General features: G+C 68.8%; 18 protein-coding genes and 2 pseudogenes. 8 read left to right on the top strand and 12 right to left on the bottom strand.

Annotated elements, in window-relative coordinates; genetic code table 11:
• Window positions 1-139 precede the first annotated feature (139 nt).
• Window positions 140-3,310, bottom strand: a complete 3,171-nt coding sequence (locus tag BO221_RS10120; RefSeq protein WP_233165855.1) for a two-component regulator propeller domain-containing protein — start codon at window positions 3,308-3,310, stop codon at window positions 140-142.
• Window positions 3,311-3,624: 314 nt separating this feature from the next.
• Window positions 3,625-3,930 carry a hypothetical protein gene (locus BO221_RS10115; RefSeq protein WP_073560154.1) on the bottom strand — a complete coding sequence of 102 codons (306 nt, stop codon included), beginning with the start codon at window positions 3,928-3,930 and terminating at the stop codon, window positions 3,625-3,627.
• Window positions 3,931-4,310: 380 nt separating this feature from the next.
• Here BO221_RS10115 and BO221_RS10110 point away from each other — a divergent pair, with 380 nt between their 5' ends.
• Both BO221_RS10110 and BO221_RS10105 read left to right on the top strand, forming a co-directional pair.
• Window positions 4,311-8,141, top strand: a complete 3,831-nt coding sequence (locus BO221_RS10110; RefSeq protein WP_073560153.1) for a hypothetical protein — start codon at window positions 4,311-4,313, stop codon at window positions 8,139-8,141.
• Entirely contained in the window at window positions 8,138-8,776 is a 639-nt protein-coding gene (locus BO221_RS10105) for a hypothetical protein (protein WP_073560152.1), read from the top strand. Before BO221_RS10110 ends, BO221_RS10105 begins: the two co-directional genes overlap by 4 nt.
• Window positions 8,777-8,868: 92 nt before the next feature.
• On the opposite strand, the gene BO221_RS10100 is transcribed toward BO221_RS10105, so the two are convergent.
• The 4 genes and pseudogenes from BO221_RS10100 to BO221_RS10085 all read right to left on the bottom strand — a co-directional run bounded on the left by BO221_RS10100 (window position 8,869) and on the right by BO221_RS10085 (window position 10,536).
• Window positions 8,869-9,132: a hypothetical protein gene (locus BO221_RS10100; RefSeq protein WP_143195359.1), complete on the bottom strand. Its 264-nt coding sequence runs from the start codon at window positions 9,130-9,132 to the stop codon at window positions 8,869-8,871.
• Window positions 9,102-9,257, bottom strand: a pseudogene (locus BO221_RS57585) (DUF5953 family protein); the annotation flags it as partial. The gene BO221_RS10100 and the pseudogene BO221_RS57585, both read right to left, overlap by 31 nt.
• Before the next feature lie 22 nt (window positions 9,258-9,279).
• Complete coding sequence (locus BO221_RS10090) at window positions 9,280-9,912, bottom strand: ankyrin repeat domain-containing protein (RefSeq protein ID WP_073560149.1); 633 nt, start codon at window positions 9,910-9,912, stop codon at window positions 9,280-9,282.
• Between the two features lie 3 nt (window positions 9,913-9,915).
• A complete protein-coding gene (locus tag BO221_RS10085; protein ID WP_233165853.1) occupies window positions 9,916-10,536 on the bottom strand; it encodes a hypothetical protein in 621 nt (206 codons plus the stop codon).
• A 707-nt stretch (window positions 10,537-11,243) separates the two neighbouring features.
• On the opposite strand from BO221_RS10085, the pseudogene BO221_RS57580 reads away from it, so the two are divergent.
• A pseudogene (locus BO221_RS57580) lies at window positions 11,244-11,501 on the top strand (IS701 family transposase); the annotation flags it as partial.
• A 2-nt stretch (window positions 11,502-11,503) separates the two neighbouring features.
• Here BO221_RS57580 and BO221_RS10075 read toward each other — a convergent pair.
• Window positions 11,504-12,379, bottom strand: a complete 876-nt coding sequence (locus tag BO221_RS10075) for a LysR family transcriptional regulator (RefSeq protein ID WP_073560146.1) — start codon at window positions 12,377-12,379, stop codon at window positions 11,504-11,506.
• Between the two features lie 115 nt (window positions 12,380-12,494).
• Between BO221_RS10075 and BO221_RS10070 the strand changes: the two genes are divergently transcribed.
• Both BO221_RS10070 and BO221_RS10065 read left to right on the top strand, forming a co-directional pair.
• Window positions 12,495-13,124: an RNA 2'-phosphotransferase gene (locus BO221_RS10070; RefSeq protein WP_073560145.1), complete on the top strand. Its 630-nt coding sequence runs from the start codon at window positions 12,495-12,497 to the stop codon at window positions 13,122-13,124.
• 67 nt (window positions 13,125-13,191) lie between these two features.
• Window positions 13,192-15,630, top strand: a complete 2,439-nt coding sequence (locus BO221_RS10065) for a helicase-related protein (protein ID WP_073560144.1) — start codon at window positions 13,192-13,194, stop codon at window positions 15,628-15,630.
• A 21-nt stretch (window positions 15,631-15,651) separates the two neighbouring features.
• Here BO221_RS10065 and BO221_RS10060 read toward each other — a convergent pair whose 3' ends face one another.
• Window positions 15,652-15,951 (bottom strand): hypothetical protein, encoded by a 300-nt coding sequence (locus BO221_RS10060; protein WP_143195358.1) that lies wholly within the window; start codon window positions 15,949-15,951, stop codon window positions 15,652-15,654.
• A 44-nt stretch (window positions 15,952-15,995) separates the two neighbouring features.
• On the opposite strand from BO221_RS10060, the gene BO221_RS10055 reads away from it, so the two are divergent.
• Window positions 15,996-18,293 (top strand): hypothetical protein, encoded by a 2,298-nt coding sequence (locus BO221_RS10055; RefSeq protein WP_083680896.1) that lies wholly within the window; start codon window positions 15,996-15,998, stop codon window positions 18,291-18,293.
• On the opposite strand, the gene BO221_RS10050 is transcribed toward BO221_RS10055, so the two are convergent.
• The 4 genes from BO221_RS10050 to BO221_RS10035 form a co-directional block, all read right to left on the bottom strand.
• Window positions 18,280-19,290, bottom strand: a complete 1,011-nt coding sequence (locus tag BO221_RS10050; protein WP_073560142.1) for a hypothetical protein — start codon at window positions 19,288-19,290, stop codon at window positions 18,280-18,282. The two genes, BO221_RS10055 and BO221_RS10050, sit on opposite strands and share 14 nt — an antisense overlap.
• A 90-nt stretch (window positions 19,291-19,380) precedes the next feature.
• Window positions 19,381-20,106: a hypothetical protein gene (locus tag BO221_RS10045; protein ID WP_073560141.1), complete on the bottom strand. Its 726-nt coding sequence runs from the start codon at window positions 20,104-20,106 to the stop codon at window positions 19,381-19,383.
• A 173-nt stretch (window positions 20,107-20,279) separates the two neighbouring features.
• Window positions 20,280-21,806 (bottom strand): hypothetical protein, encoded by a 1,527-nt coding sequence (locus tag BO221_RS10040; protein WP_073560140.1) that lies wholly within the window; start codon window positions 21,804-21,806, stop codon window positions 20,280-20,282.
• A gap of 9 nt (window positions 21,807-21,815) precedes the next feature.
• Window positions 21,816-22,412 (bottom strand): hypothetical protein, encoded by a 597-nt coding sequence (locus tag BO221_RS10035; RefSeq protein WP_073560139.1) that lies wholly within the window; start codon window positions 22,410-22,412, stop codon window positions 21,816-21,818.
• A gap of 264 nt (window positions 22,413-22,676) precedes the next feature.
• Here BO221_RS10035 and BO221_RS10030 point away from each other — a divergent pair, with 264 nt between their 5' ends.
• A complete protein-coding gene (locus tag BO221_RS10030) occupies window positions 22,677-23,270 on the top strand; it encodes a DUF2378 family protein (protein WP_073560298.1) in 594 nt (197 codons plus the stop codon).
• A gap of 24 nt (window positions 23,271-23,294) precedes the next feature.
• Entirely contained in the window at window positions 23,295-23,921 is a 627-nt protein-coding gene (locus BO221_RS10025) for a DUF2267 domain-containing protein (protein WP_073560138.1), read from the top strand.
• The last annotated feature ends 32 nt before the right edge of the window (window positions 23,922-23,953 follow it).

Below are 23,953 nucleotides of genomic sequence, written 5' to 3'. Positions count from 1 at the left end.
CGTATAAGTCGGGAAATGTACTTCACCGGAGACCCGTCTGAAACGAGGACGATCACGGCGATGGGGCGGGGGGGGCCGGGGCCAGCAAGGCCATGCGTCGCGCGGGGGCGCCTCGGCCTCCCGCACTTTTCACGCTCGGTCAGAGCGCCACGCCGGCCTTGGTAGGTATTGAGGGCGTACTCGACCAGGCGCAAGGCGGGAGGGTGACCGTGAAGGTGGTGCCGCGTCCCGGCGCGCTCCGCACCTGGATGTCGCCGCCCATGGCCTGCAGATGGGTGTGGCAGATGGACAGGCCGAGCCCGGTTCCCTCGCCCACGGGTCTGGTGGTGAAGAAGGGCTCGAAGATGTGCGGCAGCACCTCGGGAGGAATCCCCACACCCGTGTCGCTCACCTGGATGACGGCGTGCCCCCGCTCGTCCCGGCGCGTGGTGACACGCACCTCGTTCTGGTCCGCGCGTCCCTCGGGGATGGCCTGGGCGGCGTTGACGAGCAGGTGGAGGAACACCTGGCCCAGCCGCGTCTCGTCACCGAGCACCGTCGGCGGCGTCCCATACTCCTTCACCACCCGGGCCCGAGGACGGAGCTGTCCGTCCGCTGTCGCCAGGGACACGTCGAGCAGCGTGTGGAGGTCCACCTCCTTCGAGGGCTCCCTTTGGGCGCGGGCCAGGGTCCGCAGGTCCGCCACGATGCGGCGCACCCGCTCCGCGCCCACCTTCGCCTCGGAGAGCGCTTGCTCCACCTCCTGCCAGCGCTCGGACTCATCCTCGCGCTTCGTGAGGTCTCTCAGCTCCCCCGTCACGTAGTTGAGGTTGGAGATGATGAAGGCGAGCGGGTTGTTGATCTCATGCCCGACGCCCGAGGCAAGCGTCCCCACCGCGGCCATCTTCTCCGCCTGGACGAGCCGCTCCCGGGTGTCCTGCAGCTCCTGGAGGTGGGCCCTCAGCTCGGTGGTGCGCTCCTCGACACGTGCCTGGAGCTGGCGCTCGCGCAGGCGGTGTTCGCGCAGGCGCAGCCACATCCCACCGGCGATGACCAGAGCCCCCGCCAGCGCGCAGGCCGTCCGGAAGAGGCGCGTCTCGTGGAAGTGGGGTTGCTGGTGGATCCGCAGCTCCGCGGCGGGGGTCGTCTGGCCGTCCTCCGTCGAGAGCGCCATGACGCGGAACCGGTAGTGCCCCGGCGGCAGGTGGGTGTAGACGGCCTTGCGCTGCTCCGGCCCGGCCTCCACCCAGTCCTTGTCCAGGCCCTCGAGCTGGTAGCGGAAGCGCAGGCGCTGCGGAGAACCCAGGCGCGGGGACGTGTAATGGATTTCGACACGCTCCGTGCCGGGAGGGAGGTGGCCCCACTGGGAGGCGGGCACGGTCCGCCCATCTACCCGGACCTCCTCGAGGAGCACCGGTGGCGGAGGGGCCGCGGGCGCCACCTCGCGGTTCGGATCGTAGGCGACGGCGCCGCGGATGGTGGGGAACCACAGCCGGCCATCCCGGCTGCGCAGCCCGGAGGGCCACCCCACCGCGTTGGACTCCGGGGATCGCATCCCGTCGTCCGTCCCATGGAGCCGCGACCGGACGCGTGCGAGCCGGCCCTCGGCCACCGCGTCCAGCTCCTCCTGGGAGACGCGGAAGACGCCCTTGTTGCAGCCCAGCCACAGGTTGCCGCGCCCATCGGGCATGGCCTGGAAGATGGCGTCGTCGAAGAGCCCCTCGGCCCGGGTGAAGCGCGTGAAGCGCCCCGCCTTCCATCGGGTGAGTCCCGCGGTGGAGCCGATCCAGAGCGTGCCATCGGCCTCTTCGTGGAGCGTCAGGATGGAGCCGGTGAGCGCTGTCTCCGCGGACGCCAGGGGGACGAAGCGGCCCTCCTGCACGGAGCCCAGGCCGCCGTTGCCGGACGCCACCCAGAAACCTCCCGCGGCCCGCGGATGCAGGACGGTGATGGCGGCGCCGGGCCACCCGTCCCGTGGCGAGAGCAGCTCGAAGCGCTTCCCATTCCATCGGGCGAGCCCCAGATGGGTTCCGGCCCAGAGCGTGCCTTGCTCGTCCTCGTGGACGGTGCGCACGCCCCCGTGCAGTCCCTCGGCCTCTCCGAGCGAGCGGGTGATGGTCCCCGCCCGCCAGCGGCTCACGCCTCGCTGCGTGCCGAACCAGAGGCCGCCGTCCCGCGCTTCGGCGATGGAGAGGACCCGGTTGCTCGGGAGCCCTTCGCGCGTCGTCCAGTGCGTCATCTCCCCCTCCTTCAGGCGGGTGACGCCGCCGCCCAGGGTGGCGAACCAGAGGCTGCCGTCCCGGGACTCGTGGAGGGCGATCATCATGTCGTGCACCACCCCCTCGGGGCGGCCGTACGGGGAGAAGGGCCCATCCTTGAGGCGGTGCAGTCCCCGCGACTCCGTCCCCACCCAGAGGTTGCCCTCGGCGTCCTCCAGCAGGGCGTGGATCGCGTCACCTTCCAGCCCGGAGGGGGTTTCCAGGACCGAGCGCTGGCCGTTGGCCAGGCGCAACAGTCCCCGGTCCGTGCTCCCCACCCAGAGCGTGCCCAACCGGTCCACGAGCAGGGCCCCGATGGGGGTGCCCGGCAGGCTCGCCTCGGGCACCGGGTGCATCATCCCCTCCCGCAGCTGGTACACGAGGCCATTCAGGGTGCCGGCCCAGAGGGCGCCGTCCCGGTCCAGCGCGAGCGACAGCACCCGGGAAGGCGTGTCCGCGAAGGCGGGCCCCTTCTGGAAGGTGGAGCCGTCCCAGCGCAGCAGGCCGCCCTGCGAGGCCACCCAGAGATTCCCGGCCGCGTCCTCGGCGAGCGCATCCACGTGATCGCTGCCGAGCCCGTCTCCGGCCTTCCACACCTGGAAGTGTCCCTGGGAGAGGCGCAGCAGTCCGTGACCGGCCGTGGTGATCCACAGGCTCCCATCCCGGGCGGCAAGCAGGCGGCGCAGGTTGCGCAGGGTGATGCCCTGGGGTGGGGTGACGCGGAAGAAGGTGCCCTCCCGCATGCCGGCGAGCCCCGAGCCCGTGCCGATCCACAGCGTTCCGTCCTGGCCGCGGGCGAGGCCCCAGATGAAGCGATCCGGGAGGGCCGGCGTGTTCTCCGGATCGAAGACGGTGAAGCGCACGCCGTCGAAGCGCACCAGCCCCTCATAGGTGCCGCCCCAGAGGTAGCCGTCCGCCGTCTGGACGAGGGACAGGATGCTGTTCTGCGGCAGCCCGTTCTCCGTCTGCCAGGTGCTGGAGGGGAACTGGGTCAACGCCTTGGCCGGATCCAGGGCCCAGGCATTCCCGGTGACCGCCAGCAGGAGGCCCAGCAGCACCCTCGTGGCCAGCACGCCCACGCGGACCCGGAGCGAGCCGGGCGCGGGGCGGGACTCGTTCCGGAACCCGCGGAGGGCAGGAGGTATGAGGGACGGTGGACCCACGGGGAGAGCCTGTCCCGAAGAATAGAAGAGGTGGTCCTGGCCTCCCACCCCCCCTCGGCGATTCGTCGCGGCCCGCATTCGCCCCCCTCCCAGGGAGAGAGGGGAGGGCTGCCCACTCGCCCAGGCGTTGTTGTCCTCGATGAGCGAAAGTGCTCAGTGCGGGTGCTGAGCGTGCCCACCTGGCCCCGAGCCGGACCCAGCCTTGGGGTATGCATCGGCGCTGTCTACACGCCCACCACCGGCTTGCCCGTCGCCGCGTCGGTGACGTCGAAGTGCAGCATGGCTGCCTCGCCTGCGCGAATCTCCGCGGCGCTGTGCAGCGTCACCTCGAGTCCATCCGTGCGCTGCGTCCTGGGCGACTCCGTCAGCGCCGCGGCCACCGGGCGCGCGGCGCCCTCGACGTGCACGATGTGCCGGTCCACCACCTGGCCGCGGCCCGGCTGCTGGTAGTCGACGAAGAGGGTGTACTCCCCCGCCGCCGCGAAGGTGTGCTGGACATGGAAGGATTCGCCGGTCAGGGAGGGATGCACGTGCGCAGCGTGAGGTGAACGAGCGCCTGGCTGAGGTAGGGCTTGATGCGGTTCATGAGTGTCCGTGCTGCCTCTTGGGTTGGACCGCGGATGGACCCGCCCCCCGCGCCGGAGCGCCGCTCTGGTGCGGCGGGGGTTGAGGTGGCGCCCGGGCAAGTGAGCAGTCAGCTCGTCGAACCCTCGCGCCGGGTTTCGAGCCTCACAAGCGAAGCGATGCCTCTCTATGAAAACAGGGGCAAGCCATGGCCGAAAAGGATACACACCCCTCGTCTCGGGGCATCAGTCGTTTACCTGGGTACCGCACGTGCATTGTGGAAGCGGGCGACCAACCGCCTCGCGGCAGGCAGTCACCGGCAGGTCAGCCCGAAAAACGACTGAGGGTGCGGACGCCCGAGCACCTGGTTCTTTCAGGCGGAGACCGCTACGGAGCGATCGCTCACGACCGCCACATCCTGTTCTACCGCTTCGATGACCTGCCCGCGGATGGCGGCGCTGCCCGGCCGGTCGCGGAGATCAGGACGGAGTCTCCGGTGATCGGGCTGGCAAGCCGGCCCGGCGAGAGGAGGCTGGCCCTTGTCGTCGCGTTGGCGGACCGGTCACTGGTCGAGCTCGAGCTGCCCGAACCTCTTCTGGGCAGGGACTCCAACGTGAAGCCACGCAGCCGTGTCTTGCTGAAGGACATGGGCGGCGAGCTGCGCTACCTCGTCTGCACGCGGCGGAGCACGCTGGCGGTGGTCGACCGTGCGCGTGGCGCCGGGCCGGTCCTGGTGGCGGTCAGCGCGGAGGCGGGTGGGGCAACCCGGCGGGCGGAACTGCCGCTGGCGAACCTGACGAGCGTCTCCGCGTTGGATCCGCAGCGGAGCGACCTGCTGGTCGCGGTGGATGCGCGGCATGGCGCGCACGTGCTGGGGTTCCCGACCGGCCAGGACAGCACGGCCCTCGAGGTGGCACAGGTCGACGCCGAGGTGCGGGCGACCGCAGTGGCCGCGCTGAGCGACCAGTGGCTTGTCATCGCCCGCAAGGGTGGCGAGTTGCTCCAGGTGCGCGCCACACCAGCCACCGGAGGCCGCGTTCCTACCGCGGCCGAGGTGTGCCGGCGGCTGAGGCACCTGCTGCGCGCCTGTGGCTGTGAATGCCGTGAGCCACGCCCGCCCGGCGGCCCGGGGACCCCTGGGAATGGGGACCCCCCGGACGGGCCGAGCCCGGACGATGAGCCCTGCCAGGAGCGGCAGCGCGCCACGCTCGGCTGGACGGTGGCACAACTCCGGCGCGCGGGCCGGTATCTCGTCGCGCTGGCCAAGGGCGGCGAGCGCATGGCCGTGCTCGACCACAACCTGAACGTGGCCTTCGAGCGCTACCTGGGCCCGCGCGGGTCGCTGGTCGCCACCAGCCCGGTGGGCTCCGGCCGCATGCTCGTGATGCAGCGGGGGACGAACACGCTGGAAGCCTGGTCACTCGACGAATACGTTCCCGCCCTCCGCGGTGTGCCCGCGACGGCACCCGGGCGCCGGCCGGCTGATCCGGCGCTGGCCCGCCCGGTGACGTTCCACGGGCGGAAGTCCCGCCCCGCCTCGCCGAACCCGCACCTGCGCGTGTGCGTCTTCACCGTCACCGAACCGGGCCAGGTCTTTACCGACCCCGACCAGGCCAAGATGCAGGCGCTGCTCGAGCCCAACGTCTACGACATCGCCTACGACTACTACCGCGAGAACAGCTTCCAGACGCTCGAGACGGAGTTCACCGTGTTCGGCGTGCACCTCGGCGCGCCGCACCCGCCGCTGGTGCTGCCGCGCTCCTTTGCCTCGTACTTCTACGACGATTATACCCCGGGCGGCATCGAGGCGGTCATGCCGGCCGACTGGGCCGACCCGCCCGTGTTCGATGGAACCGAGGCGATGACGCTGCACTCCGAGCCGGCCTTCGGCGTCGGAACGGATTACGCCATCCCGTTCGCCGCGCTGTGGACGACTCACACGCACAACGCCTATCCCGTGGCGGTGAACTTCGCCGGGACGGAAACGCTGCAACTCGACGTCGAGGACGAAACGGGCGCCGCCCGGGTCCTGAACCTCGCCTTTGGGGCGCTGGCGCTCAACCACGCGCAGGGCGACGACGAGGCCGCCTTCCTCGACGCGCTCGGCCAGCACGTCACGAACGCCATCCGGGCGGCCGAGTCCGCGGCCGGGGCCCCGGTCGTGATTCAGGACGTCGTGTTCCGGCGCATCCGCACCTCGGACGACGATACGCAGTTCGGCCGGCTCCAGGGTCAGATCCGGGTGGCGGCTGCCGGCGGCGCGACCCAGAAGGGGCGCGTCACGCTGACCCTGCCGGGCCCGGCTCCGGCTGCGCTGGTCGCGGCCGGGCTCGATGGCGTGGGCTCGCGCTCGGGTGTGTTGGGCAGCCCACTCCAGATCGCCAGCTACTTCGCCGAGTGCCTGCACGCCGCACAGCGTGATGCCGGCGAGGGCGAAGGCCTGAACGACCCTCATCTCGACACGGCCGTCGAGACCGAGGAAGACGCGGCCGCGCAGGAGGTGCGCGTGCGCATCAACCTCGCATCGGACAAGGGCGGCAACGGCGCGCGGATCACCCTGCTTTCGACCAGCGAGCTCGAGGGGAGCGGGTGGCCAGCGGCCGCGCCGGTCGCGGCGAGCGACAGCAACGTCAGCAACCAGAACGCGATGCGCTATCACCCGGACCTGGCAAACGACGTTTTCACCGCGGCGATGGAGCACCTCCGGGCGACGGGCCCCTGGGACGCCGAGGCCGTGCGCGCTCAGTTCGCTGACTTCGACGCGATGATGATCGGCTTCGTCGGCGCATGCCCGGCGTCCGTCCCCGCGGCCGACCGCTGGAACTGCACCAACGCGGTCGACTTCGGTCGGTTGCGCATGTTCGTTCGCCGCCACCAGGCGACCGACCTGAACAACCCGGACCCGGACGACCCGCCGGTCACCATGGGCACGGATCTGCTGATCGGCCAGCGCTTCAACCAGTTCGATCCTGCGGTCATGAGCCACGAAATCGGCCACGGGCTGGGTCTGCCCGATCTGTATTCCGACAGCGGCTTCCGCGACGACGTCGAATACATCGACAGATGGTGCCAGATGGCCGGCTACAATTTCCGCTTCAACCACTTCTGCGCCTGGTCCAAATGGGCGGTCAACTGGATCGTGGAAGACCCCGGCAACCCGAGCCTCAACCGGGTGGTGAACGTGCCGATGCCGGACCCGGCGGGGGTGACCGAGACCGAGGCCTGGCTTTGCCCGGTGGAGTACTGGGACAACGCCATGCGTGCCGACATCGAAGCCGAGGTGGGCGCGGGGCTGCCGATTGGCCAGATGATGAAGGTCCACCTGGGCAGCGACGGGGGCGTGGTCGACCTGATCGAGCTGCGCGCACCCGGCGTGTCCTACTCCCAGATGCTGCCGCCGACCCCGGCCGTGATTGTCACCAACGTGCTCCAACCGGGGACGGACCGCCGCTGGGCGGTCAACGGGCTGTACCGCCGCAGCGTCCACCTGCTCAACGAAGGACGGGAGCTGACGGCGGTTGGTGACACCTTCGACTTCGCCGCGTCGCCCGAGTTCCCCGTCAAGGGCACCACGGTCGAGCTGGTGGACCTCCGGACGATCCGCGGCGGGACGATCCCCATCGCCCGCGTGAAGGTCGTGCGCGAAGCGGCCGAGTTCATCGATCTCTTCTTCCAGGACAACGTTCCGTCCTGGCGCAGTCCCGATATCTGGGTGGACTGGCCCGCCGACAACCCGGATCCCTCCGTGGCGCGGGTCTATCCCGAGGGCACGCCGACCGACCAGGGCGAGACGGTGCGTTTTCCGAGCAGCGGCGTCGAACCGCATTTCCTGGTGGTGCGGCCGCACAACGCGGGAGTCGTCCACGCCGAGGATGTCAAGGTGCGCTGGTTCATCTGCGACCCGCCGGGCGCGGGAGACGACGGCCGGTGGGTGCAGCGCGACACGATGACGATCCCGCTGATCAACGGCGGCACGTGGGAAGCGGCCCCGTTCACCTGGAACGTGGACCCGGCCACCAACGCGCATCAGTGCCTCCGCGCGGAGATCATCGATTGGACCATCCCAGCTGGAGTCGATCCCGCGACGGGCGACACGCTGGCGCTGGCGTCCGATGATGTGCTGCTACAGAACAACAACGCTCAGAAGAACGTGTTTGAATTCGAGGCGACGACATGAGCTACGACCTGATTGAATTCCCATTCCAGGTCCACAGCGATGCCAAGGTCGTCGAGCGGGCCTACCTGGTCCCGGAGGGCCTGCCGTGGGGCGCGACGCTGGAGGTCACGCCCTCCCAGGCCGACATCCCGCCCGGCGAGACGGCCATCTTCACCTGCCGGTTGACCCTGGACAACGACATCATCCGGCCGGGGTGCACCAACGATCAGGGCTTCAGCCTGACGGCGTGGCGTATCGCCGAAGACGCGGACGAGCGCTGGGGAAGCTGCTTCTACTTCATCCGCCCGCGGGTGCGGACCCGGCTCCGCATCATGAAGGCGCAGTGGCACGAGAAGCGGCTGCTTGTGTTCGGCGTGTTGAGCCTCGACACCGACCAGTCGGTGGACCTCAACGCGCAGCTTCCGCTCAGTGTGCGGGTGCGGCTCGAGCACGACCACCCCGCCGGCAACCTGCGGCAGTGGGTAACGGCCCCAGTCCAGCCGGGCGGCGCGTTCAGCATCACGCGCGAAGAGTTCAACGGCCCGCCGGGGGTGGAACTGCGCATCCAGGCCTGGTTCGATCGCACCGACCTGTTGGCTTCCTCTCGCTCGGACGTGTTCCGGTGCCCGCACATCACCGTGCCGGTGATTGGATGACCCGCGGGGGCCCTGCCTCGCGCAAGGCGGAAGCCTTACGCCGGCCGTGGAGCTCCTCTGTCCAGGTGGACAGTGTCTGAGAGTCACCACTTTCAAGGTCCCTTGCTCACGCGCGCTGTTGCCACATGTTTGCGCGCGACCTTCCCCGGCACATAGCCTTTTTTCACCTTCTTCTTGGCTGCTCGGGGATGTTTGCGCAACGTAGAGAGTCTGACCTTCTTCGCCAGTTCCAGGAGTGTCTCACTCAACTGCTGTGCGGACCGGGTCTCCTTCTCCCTCCAGTCCTCCGGTTCCACCACCATCATCATCCCACCGTAGGCGAACTTCACTTCGGTCGCGATGTAGTAGGTAGACACCTCCACCGCGAGTTGTACCGAACCTCAAGGGCTGCGCGCCCGCCGATCTCCGGGAAACGCTCGTAAGCCCGTTTGAGCGCGTCCAGGTGCGCGGGGTTGTCCAGGTCGAGCGGCGCGTCCGTGAGCCCGAGGCGGGCGACCTCCGTTCTACAACGGCATGCGGTCCTTCGCTCCTCCGAGCAACTCGAACGCGGCGTCCCATTTCTGAGGGTCGGAGTCATCGCGTGGCGGCAGGCGGTCACGAGTGGGCTGTCGGTCATCGTCTGGGGCCTCTGGGTCCGCGCCCGCGTCGAGAAGTAGTCTCATCATCGGAATGTCCAGCCGCGATATCGCAATCCCGAGTGCGGTGCATCCAGTCAATCCGCCCCAGTCATTGATAGTCTGCGTGGCACCCGCGCCCAGCAGGAGAGAAGCTATTTCCACATTGCCCAGCTCCGCGCATGCCCGCAGCGGCGTATCGCCTTCACTGCTGCGCACATTGGGTTCGGCCCCCGCTTTCACGAGCACGCCGACTGCCGCTAGCTGGTTTTCGCAGACCGCATCCAACAAAGGGGTCCTGTCCCGCTCGGCATCCCATGCGTTGACGTCCGCGCCGTGCTCAAGGAGCGCTAGGAGCACATCGAGTTCGCCTCCATCGGCGAGTGCGTGGATGGCCACTTGCAACGGAAGCAGTCCCGGCCACTCCTGCTGTGGCTCGTTCGGATCGGCCCCTCCCGCCAGCAGCGCCTTGACCCGGGCTGTATCGTGCTGCTCGATCGTTGCGAAGAGTTCTTTCGACATGATTCACTTCTCCGCCATCGGATGACCAGGGGCACAATTCTTTGCTTCGAGTTTCTTGATATTCGCAATGCCCTGTTCGAGTTCGGTCATTGTTATATCGTGGCCCGGGTCGGGCTTGCCTCCAAAGCAATCTTTCTCAATCTCCCACCGTTTCTCCAGAACTCTTTTCATCGATTCAAGACGCAGCCGGATCCTGGAACACGGCACCTTGTCCAGCTTCTCTACGTTCTTCGATCTAGGGGCCTTCGGATCGTAGGGAGGAACTAACTTCATAAGCAGCTTTTTTTCCGCCTCAAGCTCGTCGAGCCGGCTGTTCTTGCAGGTCTGATCCGGGTGGCGGGGAACCTGGTCGTACTCCTCCATGCTGGTGTAGTTCCTACCCGTCGCCGGATTGGTCTTTTTCCACCAAGGGGTGGGAGCCGTGACCGCCGCAACCGGGTCCGAATCAATGTCCGGCACGACATCCTCTGCTTCCTGACGCTCAAATTCCTCCATGAGCCGCCGCGACTCCTCCGCCACCTCCCGCAGACGGGCCTCGTACTCCCCTTGAGCGTCGACCCACTCCGGGCGACGGTCGATGTCTGGCCCGGCGGTGCTGGAGGGGTAGAGCAGGACGAGGCCCACGAGCAACGGGCCCACCCGGGGGAGGAATTCAGCCAACGTCCTGGCGCGTCCCGCCTGCGCGACGCCCTCCGCCCCCCCTCACCACCTTGGCGGCGTGCCCGCTCGCTTTCGCGGCGCGCGAGAAGCGCTCGAAGGCCCGTTCCGCTGCGGTGAGCTTGCGGTTCAACTGTTCCCATTGACGCGGCTCGATGTCTTGGTGTGCCCGAGATAGCAGTGCCCTGGCCTTGTCCAGGTCCGGCTTTCCAATCCACGACCGTTCCGGTGTCGGCTCCATCGGCACGGAAACGAACCGGATGCGCGGACCCGAGGTGGGAGCCGACGCGAAGGCATGGGGCCGTGGCATCGACTGCGGGGCGGGCGCGCTCGCGCAGGCTGAGGCCAACAGCAGAAGTACAAGGCAGGCTCGGAAACGCATGGGGTCCTCCATTCGAGCTGGGATCTGGGGGTCCTGGCGGGGCCGCTCGGAGTATGAAGGGGCGCCCTGACAGCTACGAACGAGCGCGCTGGGGGAACGGAAGGGGGCCAGGGTGCAGCACCCGTAGCTCGGGCCATCGCGAGCACCAACGCAGCGCGCAGCCGATGCTCGGCACGATGCAGGCCCTAATACTACGAGGTCACTTAGGAAGTAACCTCGGAGGACCCGTGTTCTCAAGTAGATGACACGGAGAGAAATGAGGCAGCTCGACCGGGAGCTGAGCGAGTACATGGAGATAGGTCTGGACCACTTCGAAGGCCGCTCCTGGCGCGGCTTCCACCATCACGCCACGCTCTGCGCTGTCGCTCACGGATTTCTCGTGCTGCGACGAGCGCTTTTCCCCCCTGAGGAGGACGCCTTGGACGTTGCCGCAGGTGCGCAGACGTCTACAGCACCTGCTGCTGCAACGTATCGGTCACTGCCCGCTCTGCCTGCGTCATGTCGACAGTCGCGCCCCACCTCTCGGCCCTTCTCGCATCTGGCCAGGTAGTACTAGCTGGGTGCCGGCGAGGAGGCAGTGCGAAGGGCCTCCACCACCTCGTCCATCAGCGGGGTGCCCCTCCCACGGCGCAGCAGGAGCCGGTAGGTGGTGGAGGGCAGTCCGCGGACGGACAGCCGCGCCAGCTCCGGGGTGGGCACCAGTGCGTTGACGAGCCCCACGCCTACCTCGAGTGACGCCAGCCGGCAGACGGCCTCCCAACCTGTCACCTCGACCGCCACCCGGAGCGGCAGGCCGTGCGCCGCCGCCAGTTCCTCGAGGGTGGTGCGCAGCACCCGGCCTGGCGGGGGGAGCAGCAGGGAGTGGGCGAGCAGGGTGCGCGCATCCACTTCCTGGCCCGCGTGCGCGAGTGGATGCGTGCGCGATACCACCGCGAGCAGCGGAGTGGTGAGGAGCGGGAAGGAGCGCAGGCCGGGCGTGGCGCCCGCGGGACCCGCGGCCACGGCCAGATGGGCCGTTCCCCGCTCCACCGCGGCGGCCGCCGCCGGCCCATCGAGCACCAGGAAGGAGAGCACCCCGGGCCGGGCCCGTGCGAGCGCCGCCAGCCGTCCGGAGACGACGTGCACGAGCGCTCCCTCCCCGCATGCCACCACCACCCGCTGCGTGGCCCGTCCTCCGTGCAGCTCCGCCCGGAGCGACTGCTCGCGCTCCAGCACGTCCCGCGCCCAGGCGAGCACCTGCCCGCCCTCCGCCGTCAGTTGCAGGGTGCGCCCCCGGCGCTCGTAGAGGGTGACGTCCAGCTCCTTCCCCACCGCCTGCAGCCGTGCGTGCATGGCGGGCTGTGACAGCCCCACTGCCTTCCCGGAGCGGGTGAGGTTGCAACCGGCCTCGGCGAAGGCCACCAGGGCACGCAATCCATCGAGTTCCATGAGGAGCAACCATCCATCTTTTGGATACCTCGTGGGAAGGTCCGATTTCCCGCCAGAGGCCCCCCGGGGCTACCTTCCCGGGCATACGCTGTTCACTCCCGAGAGGAGCCCACTCATGCATCCCCGTCACCGCGCCGCCCCCGATTCACAGGCCCTCGTCTCGAGGTCCAAGAAGCTCTCCTGGTTGCTGCGCCACGGCGCTCGCGAGTCCAGGCTGGCCATGGACGAGGCCGGCTTCGCCCCCGTGGCGGAGGTGCTGCGCCTCACGGGCCTGTCGCGGGCCCAGTTGGATGCCGTGGTCGCCGAGAACTCCAAGTCCCGCTTCGAGGTGAGGGGTGATCGGGTGCGTGCCGTGCAGGGACACTCGCCCGAGGGCACTCCCGTTACCCTGGAGGGGCTGGAGCGCAGCTGGGAAGTGGTGCTCGGGGATGCGCTGCTCTACCACGGCACCTCGGTGGTGGCCGCACGGGCCATCCTCGACAGCGCGGGAGTGCACGCGGCCGCGCGCAGCCACGTGCACCTGGCGCCCGAGGTGGACGCCACGGTCGGCAAGCGGGCTGGAGTGGACGTGCTGCTGGTGGTCTCTTGCGTCCGGCTGCGTGCGGCCGGTCTGAACGTCTTCCGGGCTCCCAATGGTGTGTTGCTCGCGCGGGAGGTTCCCCGTGATGCCGTCACGGACGTGCTGGCCGCCACGTCCGCTGGCGAGCGGGCGCTCGGGGAGCTGCGGTGGCGTCTGTCCTCCTGAACCCACCTGGGGTCTGGGTCCTCAGGTGACCCGGGCGGAGGACCCTGTTCGGGGTTAGACTTCGCCAATGAACTCCAGCCCCTCCAGCCGGTCCTCCGTCGTCGTGGCGGAGCTGGGGCCCACGAATACGGGGAAGACGCACCGCGCCATCGAGCGGATGCTCGAGTACGAGACGGGCATGATCGGCCTGCCGCTGCGCCTGCTCGCTCGTGAGGTCTACGACCGGGTGACCGCTCGCGTGGGTGAGGGTCGGGTCGCCCTGATGACCGGGGAAGAGAAGCGCCTGCCGCCCCGCCCGGACTATTGGATCTGCACCGTCGAGGCGATGCCGACCGACCGGCAGGTCGACTTCCTCGCGGTGGATGAGATCCAGCTCGCCGCCCACCGGGAGCGCGGGCATGTCTTCACGGATCGGCTGCTCCATGCGCGTGGGCGCCGGGAGACCTGGTTCCTCGGCGCGGACACGATGCGGCCGATGGTCCAGGCTCTCATCCCCCATGTGTCGGTGAAGCGCGCCACCCGCCTGTCCCAGTTGCGCTACGCCGGGACGCGCTCCCTGAAGAGCCTTCCTCCGCGCTCGGTCGTGGTCGCGTTCTCCGCGGACCGCGTGTACGAGCTCGCCGAGTCGCTGCGCCGCCTCCGGGGTGGGGTGGCCGTGGTGCTGGGCGCGCTCTCCCCGCGCACGCGCAACGCCCAGGTAGCGATGTACCAGTCCGGGGAGGTCCAGTACCTCGTGGCCACGGATGCCATCGGGATGGGGCTGAACCTCGACCTCAACCACGTGGCCTTCGCGGCGCTCTCCAAGTACGACGGCGCCGAGCAGCGGGAGCTCTTCCCGGACGAGCTGGCACAGATCGCGGGCCGCGCGGGACGCCACTTGAACGACGGGACGTTCGGAACCCTGAACTCACTGTCCGAGCTGCCTCCGCGCGTGGTCTCGGCCATCGAGTCCCACCGGTTCCCGGCGGTGCGCAGTCTCATCTGGCGCAATGCCTCGCTGGATTTCTCGAGCCCAGAATCCCTGCTGGATTCGTTGTCGCGGGCGCCGAACCACCATGCCTTCGTCCGGGTGGAGCGCGCGGACGACTTCGATGCGCTCAAGGAGCTCTCGAACGTTCCCGCGATTCGAGACATCGCCACCCACCGGGCCTCGGTCGAGCTGCTGTGGGAGGTCTGCCAGATTCCGGATTTCCGCAAGGGGCTCTTCGGCCAGCACGTCGCGCTGTTGCGCGAGACCTTCCTTCAACTCTCCGAGGGCGACGGGAAGCTGGAGCAGTCCTGGCTGTCCAGGCAGGTGTCTCCGCTCGACGATGTTTCCGGAGACATCCACACGCTGATGGACCGGCTGGCCGCCATCCGCATCTGGACGTACATCAGCCATCGCTCGAGCTGGCTGCACGACGCCGAGCACTGGCAGGAGCGCACCCGCCGCATCGAGGACGCGCTGGGAGACGCCCTGCATGAGCGGCTCGTGGAGCGCTTCGTGCAGCGGGCCGCGCGAAGGAGCGCACGCCGGTTCGTGAGGTCCGCCGCACGCCCCGCTTCCGAGTCGGACAGCCCCTTCGCGAAGCTGGGGCAGTTGCTGGGAGAGGTGCCGGGCGCTGAAGGCGGGGCGATGACCGAGGAGCAGTTCGTCCAGCGGGTGGTGGACGCGACGCATGACGCCTTCGAGGTGGAGGCGTCGGGGAGCATCTCGTTCGAGGGGCAGCCGCTGGCCCGTCTGGTTCCCGGGAAGGACCGGCGCACCCCGCAGATCGCGCTCGCGGAGCCAGAGGTCTGGACGGGAGGCGCGCGGCGGCTGCTCGAGCGCCGGCTGGTGGCGTTGTCGCGGGATCTCGTCACCGAGGCCATGGGCGGTTTTCCCGCCGAGGCCCTCACCGGCTCGGGCAGCTTCGCGGCGATGCGGGGCCTCGCCTACTGCCTGGCCGAGGGGTTGGGCGTGACGTCCCAGGAGGCGGCGCGCGAGCAGTGGCGGCTCCTGGATGCGGAGTCCCGGGAGCGCTTGAGGGCGCTGGGTGTTCGCGAGGGGCAACGCTTCCTGTACGTCGCCGATGCGCTCGCACCGCATGCGCTGGAGCGGCGTTGCATGCTGACGGCGCTGTTCCATCGAAGTCTGGCCCCCCAGGGCGTTCCACGAGAGCCGGTGCTCCAGGTCGCGGCGATGGGCGGCTGGAATGCGCGGGCCTTCGGCTATGAGATTCTCGGGCCCGTGGCGTTGCGGATCGACATCGTCGAACGGCTCAGCGAGGCGCTGCGCCACCCGAACGGTGCCCAGCAGGTGCACGCGCTCCTTCAAGAGCTGAAGCTGGAGGGCGGTATTCGAGCGCGGGTGCTGCGAGAGCTCGGGGGACGGTCCGGGCATGCTCCGGTGAAGAGGCGGCGGCGCCGGCGGGGAGGGCGAGCGCCGGGGACGGCTCCCGACAAGAGTGGCGCCAACGGGCCACCGGCTCACGCTGGTGCGCACTCGAAGCCCCGGAGGAGTGGGACCGGGGAGGGGAGCGGATAGGGGAGGGTCGAAGCGCCCACGTCACCGGGGAGTGAGGTGCCGCTCGATGGCGGCAAGCAGCGCCCGATACTCCACATCTTCGCCGCTGTCGCTTGTCGCGAAGTCGGCCGGCTCGGGGCCGGTGGGGACTTCACACGCGTAGTCGTAGCGTCCGTTCTCCTTTCCGAAGGTGCTCACGTATACGAGGCGGCGCCTGTCGGACGGATGGGCAATGCCGACTGCCATCAGGTCGGCATTCCAGTGATCCTCGATCACCCAGCCGCGCTCATCCATGGAAAGCCGTGCGAGCAATTCCACGATGCTTTCGTCCTTTTCAAGCATCTGGCGAACCTCTTGGCGATCAGCAATTTTCGTGAGGTCGTACCATGCTCGCCCCCTCACTTCAGCCCCCGTTCCCCATGCACCTCCTCACCCGACTGCTGCCGCTCGTGCTGCTCGTCCTCACCGCCTGTCCGCCGCAGGGCCCCGCGGACCTCTGCAACTCCCGGGAGGAGGCATTGCGTTCGCGCGAATGCCAGCTCACGCCTGGTGTGCCCCTGAAGGACCGCTATCTCTCCTTCGCGCGTGACACCGATTGGTACAGCGTGCGGATGCCCTCGGATGTGGGGCCCCGCTCGTTGCTGCGCGTCACGGCCAGCTATGACGTGTCCAGTACCCCGGTGAACCTGTCCGTCACCCTGCTGCGCGAGGATGGCGGCGAGTTGGCACCGCGCCGCGTGGACGCACACGGTGAGGGGCAGCCCAGGCCCGTCGAGTTCCTCCTGCCCTTCTCCGAGCCGGACGCGAGGCTCCTCCTCCAACTCGGTGACGAGCCCGCCAATCCCAGCCAACCCGGCTACGACGCGAGCAACCCCTACTCGCTCACGGTGGAGGTGCTGGAGAACCCGGACGCCAACGAGCCCAATGACTCGGCCGATACGGCCACGCCCGTGCCGCTGACGAGTCAGGATGGCTTCCAGGTGGGAAGCGCCTCCGGCTTCCTGGCCACCGACGGAGACGTGGATCTCTTCTCCTTCGACGTGCCCGCCGGGAAGATTATCTACGCGCGGGTGACGGCTCCGAGCCTCGCGCCCCTGCCGCCTCCGGCCTATCTGCTCTCGTACGAGCTGCTGCGCCCGGATGGCTCCGTGGAAGACGAAGCCCACGTGGACTCCCCCACGATGGCCGTGGACCTGGCCACTGCGCGCCGGGCGAAAGAGGCGGGAAGGTGGCAGGTGCGGGTGCGGGCCTGGAACAGCGGTACCTCCAGCGAGCCGCCTCCTGGAGACCTCCGCCTGCGCTACACGGTGGACGTGAAGGTGCTGGACGAGGCGGATCCCCATGAGTCCCCCACCGACAACGACGAGCTGGCGCGGGCCCGTGCCGTGAACCTCGAGGGCAAGCGTCCACCGGTCTCGGAGTCCTTCACGGGGCGCCTGGGTTCGGTGCAGGACAAGGACTGGTACAAGGTCCAACTGCCTTCGAGCACCGAGCACACCGTGCTGCACTACCGTCTGGTGCCGCTCTCCTCGGGAGGCCGTTTCCCTCCGCTGCCAGGGGTTCCGCACCGGCTGGTGCGCGTCCTCTCCGAGGTAGCGGGCTCCTCGGCCAATGACTGCGTCACGAATGCGGACGTGTGCCCCAAGGGCAATGGTTACGGGCCGGACCCGGCCGTGACGTCCCTGGTGGATGGCTGGTGCGGCCAAGGCACGCCGCTGTGCCTGCACTCCTCTCGCGACGAGTTCGAGGCCTTCGCCCACCTGCGCAACCTCGAGGGCGTATTGCCGGTGCCTCCGCACAGCTCCACGGTGAGCTACTTCTTCCTCTTCCAGGACGAGGGCCCACGCCAGGCGGACGATCACGAGTACCGCCTGGAGGTGGAGTGGCTGAGCGACCCGGACGAGAATGCCCGGAAGGGGAGTGGGACGACGGAGACTCCCGTGTCGAAGATGCTGGCCAGCGATGATGCCGGCACGGCCTTCCCCGCGCCGCCCAGGGGGAGCGAGTACGAGGTGCACGGTTCCATCTCCTACGGCCTGGGCGGGCTCGTCGGACATGATCCGTCGAAGGGACAGGGCGTGCGTGGCCCCCGGGACTACGACGCCGTGCCTGGCGACGTGGACAGCTTCTCCTTCATCCTGCCCTCCGCCCTCCCCACGCCCATGGACCGCACCTGGGAGCTGCAGTGGGAGGTGGCGGACCTGCCCGATGGGGGCATTCCCTACGGCCTCTCGCTGGACCTGACCTTCTGTGATGGGGACCGGCCGGACGTGGGAAGCGCCTGCGCCCCCGTGTCCACGGGCAGTGCCGGCGCTCCGCTGACGCTCGCATACAGCGGGGCGCCGATGCGTGCCTGGCACTCGCCAGCCAGCGGCCCCGGCGAGCTCCAGCCGCTGTACTCGCTCGAGCGCGGGGACGGCGTGACGCGGGTGACGATGCGGCCCTACGCCTGCTCCTGCTTCGAACCGCGCTTCCTCCGGGGCGGCGTCCTCGAGGTATTCGTACGTGCCGTGGATCGGATGGACTACGGGCCGGCGGACTACACGCTGCGCACCGCGTACACCGGTTACCCACGGACGTACTCCACGCTCGATGGAGGTACCGCCTCCTGTCCGCGCCCGGAGGGGGTGGTGCCGGGCTGTGTCTTCACCCGGCAGCCCGTCCCGCCGGCTACATCCCCTTGAAGCGGGCGCAGTCGACCCGGTAGATGTTCTCCCGGTCATCGACGACGGCCTGTCCGAACACGCCGCCGGACATGTGCTGCTGCTCCGCCTCCATGGGCTCCGCGTAGCAGGCCTTCTTGTCCTTGCTCCGGGCGAGCAGCCACACATCGATGGTCCGGCCCACGAGCGAACCGTCGGTGCCCGAGGTCACGCGCGCCCAGTCCGCGGCGTTGAGGATGGCCTTGAAGTAGGTCTTCTTCTCCGTGGGGCCCCACTTCAGGTTGGCGGCCTGGAGGATTTCCTTCTCCAGTGCCGCATCCACCTTCTGGGGGTTGGGAATGGTCACCTTGGAGCCCACCGCCAGCAGCATCGCGTCGTAGCTGCCCTTGCCGGTGTCGAGCAGGAAGTGGTCGTACGAGTCGTATCGCGTCTCGTTTGCTCCGCTCCAGGAGTAGCGGACCAGCACGGTGAACTTGGAGCGGTTCGCGGTGCCAGCGGCCAGCTTGTTCAAGAGCCACAGCCGGTGATCGTCCTCCGCGCCAATCTCCGGGACCAGGAACGGCTGGGCGAAGGTCTTCTGGGCGGCCTGGGCCTCGGGAATCTTGATGTTGTCACGCCATCTGCCCCCGCCGCCGGACTCGAGCTCCTTCCAGTCCGGCTTGTAGGCGGCGTCCTGGACCTGGACGTACTCCCTGAGCTTCTGGGGATCGCTCAGCGCGGGGTTGGCCGTCCAGAACATGGAGACGTAGACATTCTGGTTGGGAATGTCGCGAAGGGTCTCGTTGACCGTGAGCCAGCCGTGGATGGGCTGGCCCGCTTGGAACTCGACCTGCTTGGGGGCGGTGGTCTCACCCGCGGGCGCGGTGTTGCTGAAGCCGCTTTGCGTCACCGTGATGGGCTTGAGCCTCGCGGCTCCCCCCCCGAGCTCCGTGGAGACCTGCCGGATGAGAGTGGCGCAACCCGTCAGGAGCAGTCCCGACGAGAGGAAGAGTGGCAGCGCGTGCCGCGAGAAAGACATATGTGGACCCCCGTTGGCCGTGTTCGATAGTGAGCAGTCGGCCTGAGGCCGACTCTAGACCGGACGGGGGGTCCTCGCGCCACTCCGGGCCTACCAGAACACCATCACGGACGAGGCGCGGTTGTTCCACGTCTGCCGGAAGAACCAGAAGTAGGGGTACACGCGGTAGCTGCTCAGGTTGGGGACGGCCCAGTTGCGGCCCAGCCACAGCCGGCGGCCCTGGTAGTTGGGGAACTCGGTGAGCAGCGTCCAGCTGCCGCACCGGGTGCCGCGGGTGGAGGAGATGCGGTTGTCCCACACTCCCAACGAGGCATGCCCGAAGCCGGGGCGCAGCGAGAAGTACCTGCCCGTGTAGTAGGTGCCATCGTAGAAGTACGCGGGCGGCCGGAACCAGCACAGCAGCGAGGACTTCTCCTGCGGCTCATCCGAGGGCATCTGCCCCGTCTTCTCCAGGTAGACCTTCAGCGACTCCGCGTCGCGGAAGCCCAGGAGGATGTCCTGCTCGGCGGCGTTCGAATCGAGCACGTAGTGCGGCAGCTTGATGCCCGACTTCTCCAGCTCCTCGGCCGAGTACAGCTTGCCGTCGACGAGCACGGGCAGATCCGGAAGGAACTCGTCGTCCTTGGCCTGCTCGTCCGAGGGCTTCACCTCCCGGAACGCCATGTCCACCGTCACCGGCTGCGTCTCGACCTCCTGGAGGGGCAGCTCCTCGAACTCCTGCTCGGGCACGGGCTCCATGCTGGAGGCCAGGGCCTGGCTGCCCGTGACGCTGATGGCGAGCACCAGGGTGCCCAGAAGCTTCTTCTTGAAGGTCATGACGAATCCTTGAAAGGGGGGACGTTGTTGTCCGGACGGGTATTTCTGCAATCACCGTACCGGCGGTTCTGTCCCGTCTTCCCCAGAGCGAAGGGCTGTCGGAGAAGCGTCTGTCGTTGCTTTCCAGGCCACGAGCGCGGGCCCATTCCGTGGCTTCCGCCGCTACGCGGGCTTCAGCTCTTCACCCACGCCAGGGCCCGGCGCTTCTCATCCTCCTGGACCCGCTGGTCCGCGCAGGCTCCGGTGCGCTCCAGCAAGGCTCCGTGGGCCCAGATGAACGTCCGCCGGGGCGCTGGACCCACCGGCTCGGCGGGACAGGCCAGCAGCCCCTGGACGAGCGCCTCCTGGGCGGGGTCCGTGCCGGGCCGCTGATGGTTGACCTCCAACGAAAGGGAGGGTGGGAATCCCACGGACATCAACGCGCCCTTGAGCCCGTTGTTCAGCACGGGCGCTCGCCCATTCATATGCGGCAGGTCGACGACCACGAGGGTGGAGAGTGTCTCGGGGGAAGGCAGTACCCGCGCGGACTCGAGCGTGCGTTGAACCAGCTCTCCCGCGGCCCGCCACTCCTCATGCGCCTGGGCCAGGTACCGCGCTCCGAAGAAGGCCTGGAGCATCAACACCGCGCAGCCCAAGGCCCGTGCCCAGGTATTCGAGCGGAAGAGCGCGTCGAGGCTCCAGGCCAGTCCGAAGGCGATGCCGAGCATCGGGAGGAACAGGTACTGGTCCCCATTGTTCGTCCGGGCGAAGACGCTGGTGGGAACCGAGGCGACGAGCACCCAGGCGGCGGCCGCTCCCCAGGCGCGGCGCGTCCGCGTCCAGACGGCGAGCAGAACGACGGCGGCGAGCACCAGCACGGCACAGGCCAGTTGCGGCGCCGTCACATCCCGCAGGGCGAGAGGCCGGGCGAACGGCAACACCAGGTTGATGAGGGTGCGCACCAGGGCCAGCAGAGACTGGAGGATGGTGCTGACACCATAGATGCTGGTTCCCCCCTCCGCCTGGCGCAGCCGCCCTTCCGGGTAGAGCAGCACGAACGCCGCATAGAGCCCGAGCACCGGCAGCAGGCCCAGGTACGGCCGCCAGAACCTGGCGGTGCGCACGGCCCTCCAGTCCGCGCCGAGCCGGTGGACATCCACGATGACGAGCAGCGCGGGCAGCACGATGGCGGGCTCCTTGAAGCCCAGCCCGACGCCGAAGGAGACGAGTGCCAGGACGTACCCGGCCCTCGACGCGTGCTGCCGGAAGAGGCTCCACCCGATCAGGGATGCGAGCACCGCACAGGCGACCACGATGTCCTGGGCCGCCGCGAACCAGTACAGGACACGCTGGTTGCGTGGATGGAGCGCCGCGAACACGCAAGCCGACAGGGCTCCCGCGAGGCCCACTCCCTGGATCCGCACGAAGACGAAGAGCAGCACCAGGCACGTGAGGAAGCCCGCGATGACCAGGAGGCGGTAGGGCACCGGCTCGAGCCCGAAGAGGGCCGCGAGCACGCGGAACGTCGCGTTGCGCAGGGGGCGGTACAGGTGATCCTGCGCGAAGTACCAGGGCTGGTGGCGATCCTCCACCAGGTGGGCGAAGTCGTCGGCCACGAAGCCGAGCTCCAGGAGCGATGCCAGACGCGGCAGCAGCAGCACCAGCGCCACTCCAGCCGCGGCCAGGGACCAGGCGTGCTTCCGAAGCAGTCCGTTGCTCATGCGGGAGTTCTACACCCACTTCACGATGTACGTGCAGCTCGGGCTGCCCTGCTTGCGGCACGGCTTCGTGGAGTCATGGGTGACCGTGGCCGTCTTCTCGAAGCGCTGCGCCACCGCCTGGAGCAGGTGCAGATCGAAAGGGCAGGGGTAGGGATTGTCGCACTCGCAGACGATCTGCTTCTGGCCGGGGATGCGCGAGTAGCCGTAGTGGCCGATGCCCTCGAGCATGGTGCCGGTGGTGGGCGAGAACATGGGCCGCCCCTCGAGGGCGTGGTTCATGTGGTAGGCCATGTCCACCGACTTGAGCGCGCTGTCGATGTCCGTCACGAAGGGCGGGAAGCTGGCGTTCTTCGGCACGGCGAGCCCCACCTGGCCGAGCATGCTCTCCCCGTACTCGCGGCCGATGCGCTCGATGGTGGCCAGCCAGCGCTTCACCGGGTACCACTGGTCCTTGTCGAACTGGACGACGCCTTCCCTCGACTCCGCGCCAAGCCCCTCCTCCAGCATGATGCGGCTGGCGAGCAGCTGGAAGCTGCCAAATGCGTTCAGCACGTTCGACAGGTTGGCACCCAGCACCTGCACGTTCTCGAGCTTCACGTTGTCCATCTTGGGGTTCCCCGAAGTATCTGGCCCGACGGCACACACGTCTCGCCATGGAACGCCACCATGCCGCGCGCCCGCTCGCAAGCCTCCCGGTCCCCCACCTCCTGGGTCGTACCGCCCGCTGGAAATCGGACTATCAGGCTACACTTCCGGTTCATGATTTTCCCGTAAAGTGGGAATCCGACCCGGCCCTGCTCTATGCTGGGGGAGTCCTGCACCGAGGCAATGAGACAAGCGGGCCGGGTGGACATGAGCACGAGCCGAGGCATGGGAATGCAGTCGGATTGGGAGCGAACGCTGGAGCAGTTGATGGCGCTGGCGACCTCCGGGGACACCGCGCGCGGGTTGTTCCTCAACCGCACGTTGGAGGCGGTCCGGTCGCTCGGGGACGAGGCGGCCATGGCGCGATGTCAGGCAGTGTTGGGCCAGCAGCGGCTGATGGACTTCGTCAACTACCCCGTGACGCTGCTCATCCGGCTGACCATGGCGGCGGTGCGGGAGCTGAGTGCCCGGCATGGAGGCGCGGAGCAGGTGCTGCGCATGCTGGGGCAGAAGGCGGCGGTGGGCCTGATGTCCTCCGCGGTGGGCAGCGCGATGTGCTCGCAGTCCGACATGGGCACCGACCACATCGCCTCCAGCCTTCAGGCCATCTACAAGGTGACCGCCAACTACGGGGAGCGGTCGATGGAGTGGCTGGGCCCCCGGCACGGCCGCCTCGTCATGCGGCGCAGCTTCCTGCCCATGCCGTACCACGAGGGCGCCATGGTGGAGGTGCTCGAGCGGCTGGGCGCGCGCAACGTACGCGTCCGGGGAGGGGTGCTGGGACCGCTCGACAGTGAATATGACTTCACGTGGGAGTGAGGGGGGCCCGCGAGGAGGCCGGCGATGACGTACGATGAGCTCTTGTCCCACGTGGCCGAGCACGCGGGCCTGCCTGGCCGGGTGGAGGCGGAGCGTATCGTTGGCGCGGTGCTCTCGGTGCTGGGTGAGCGGCTGAGCTGGCCCGTCGTCCAGGCGCTGGCGGAAGATCTTCCCGCTTCCCTGGCCGCGAGCCTGCGCGACGCGGTCCCCCACCAGGACTTCAACCTCGCGGAGTTGCATGCGCGGGTGGCGGAGCGGATGCGGGTGCCGCTCGGGCAGGCCGTGGAGCACACGGGCGTCGTCTGCCAGTTCCTCGCGGAGGCCCTGTCTCCCGGGACGCTGCACCGGCTGCGCGAGGCCCTGCCCGAGCCGATGAGCGTCCTCCTCACGGCGCGCGAGCCCGTGGAGGGATTCGAGTTCGTCCACCTGGCGCCGGGCCGAGGCACACTCGCCGAGGGGCGGCCGGGGAGCCATCACCCCTTGTCCGAGGCCCGGCCCGAGCGGGCGCACACGCAGTCGGTGGCGCGGGCGGACAACCCCCACGGAGATACGAAGCTCTCCAGCGCCATGGGCCTCACCCAGGAGCGGGAACAGGAGACGCTCGCCGCCGGACATCCCGGGTCGGAGCGCCCCCTGAGCGAGTGGGAGTGAGCGACAAAGTGTCGTCCGGTCCGCGCATGCCT

Origin of the sequence: Archangium sp. Cb G35 (assembly GCF_001896145.1) — a bacterium.
GTDB lineage: Bacteria > Myxococcota > Myxococcia > Myxococcales > Myxococcaceae > Archangium > Archangium violaceum.
Note: the sequence above shows the minus strand (reverse complement) of the source record. Positions and strands in the feature narration are given on the sequence as shown.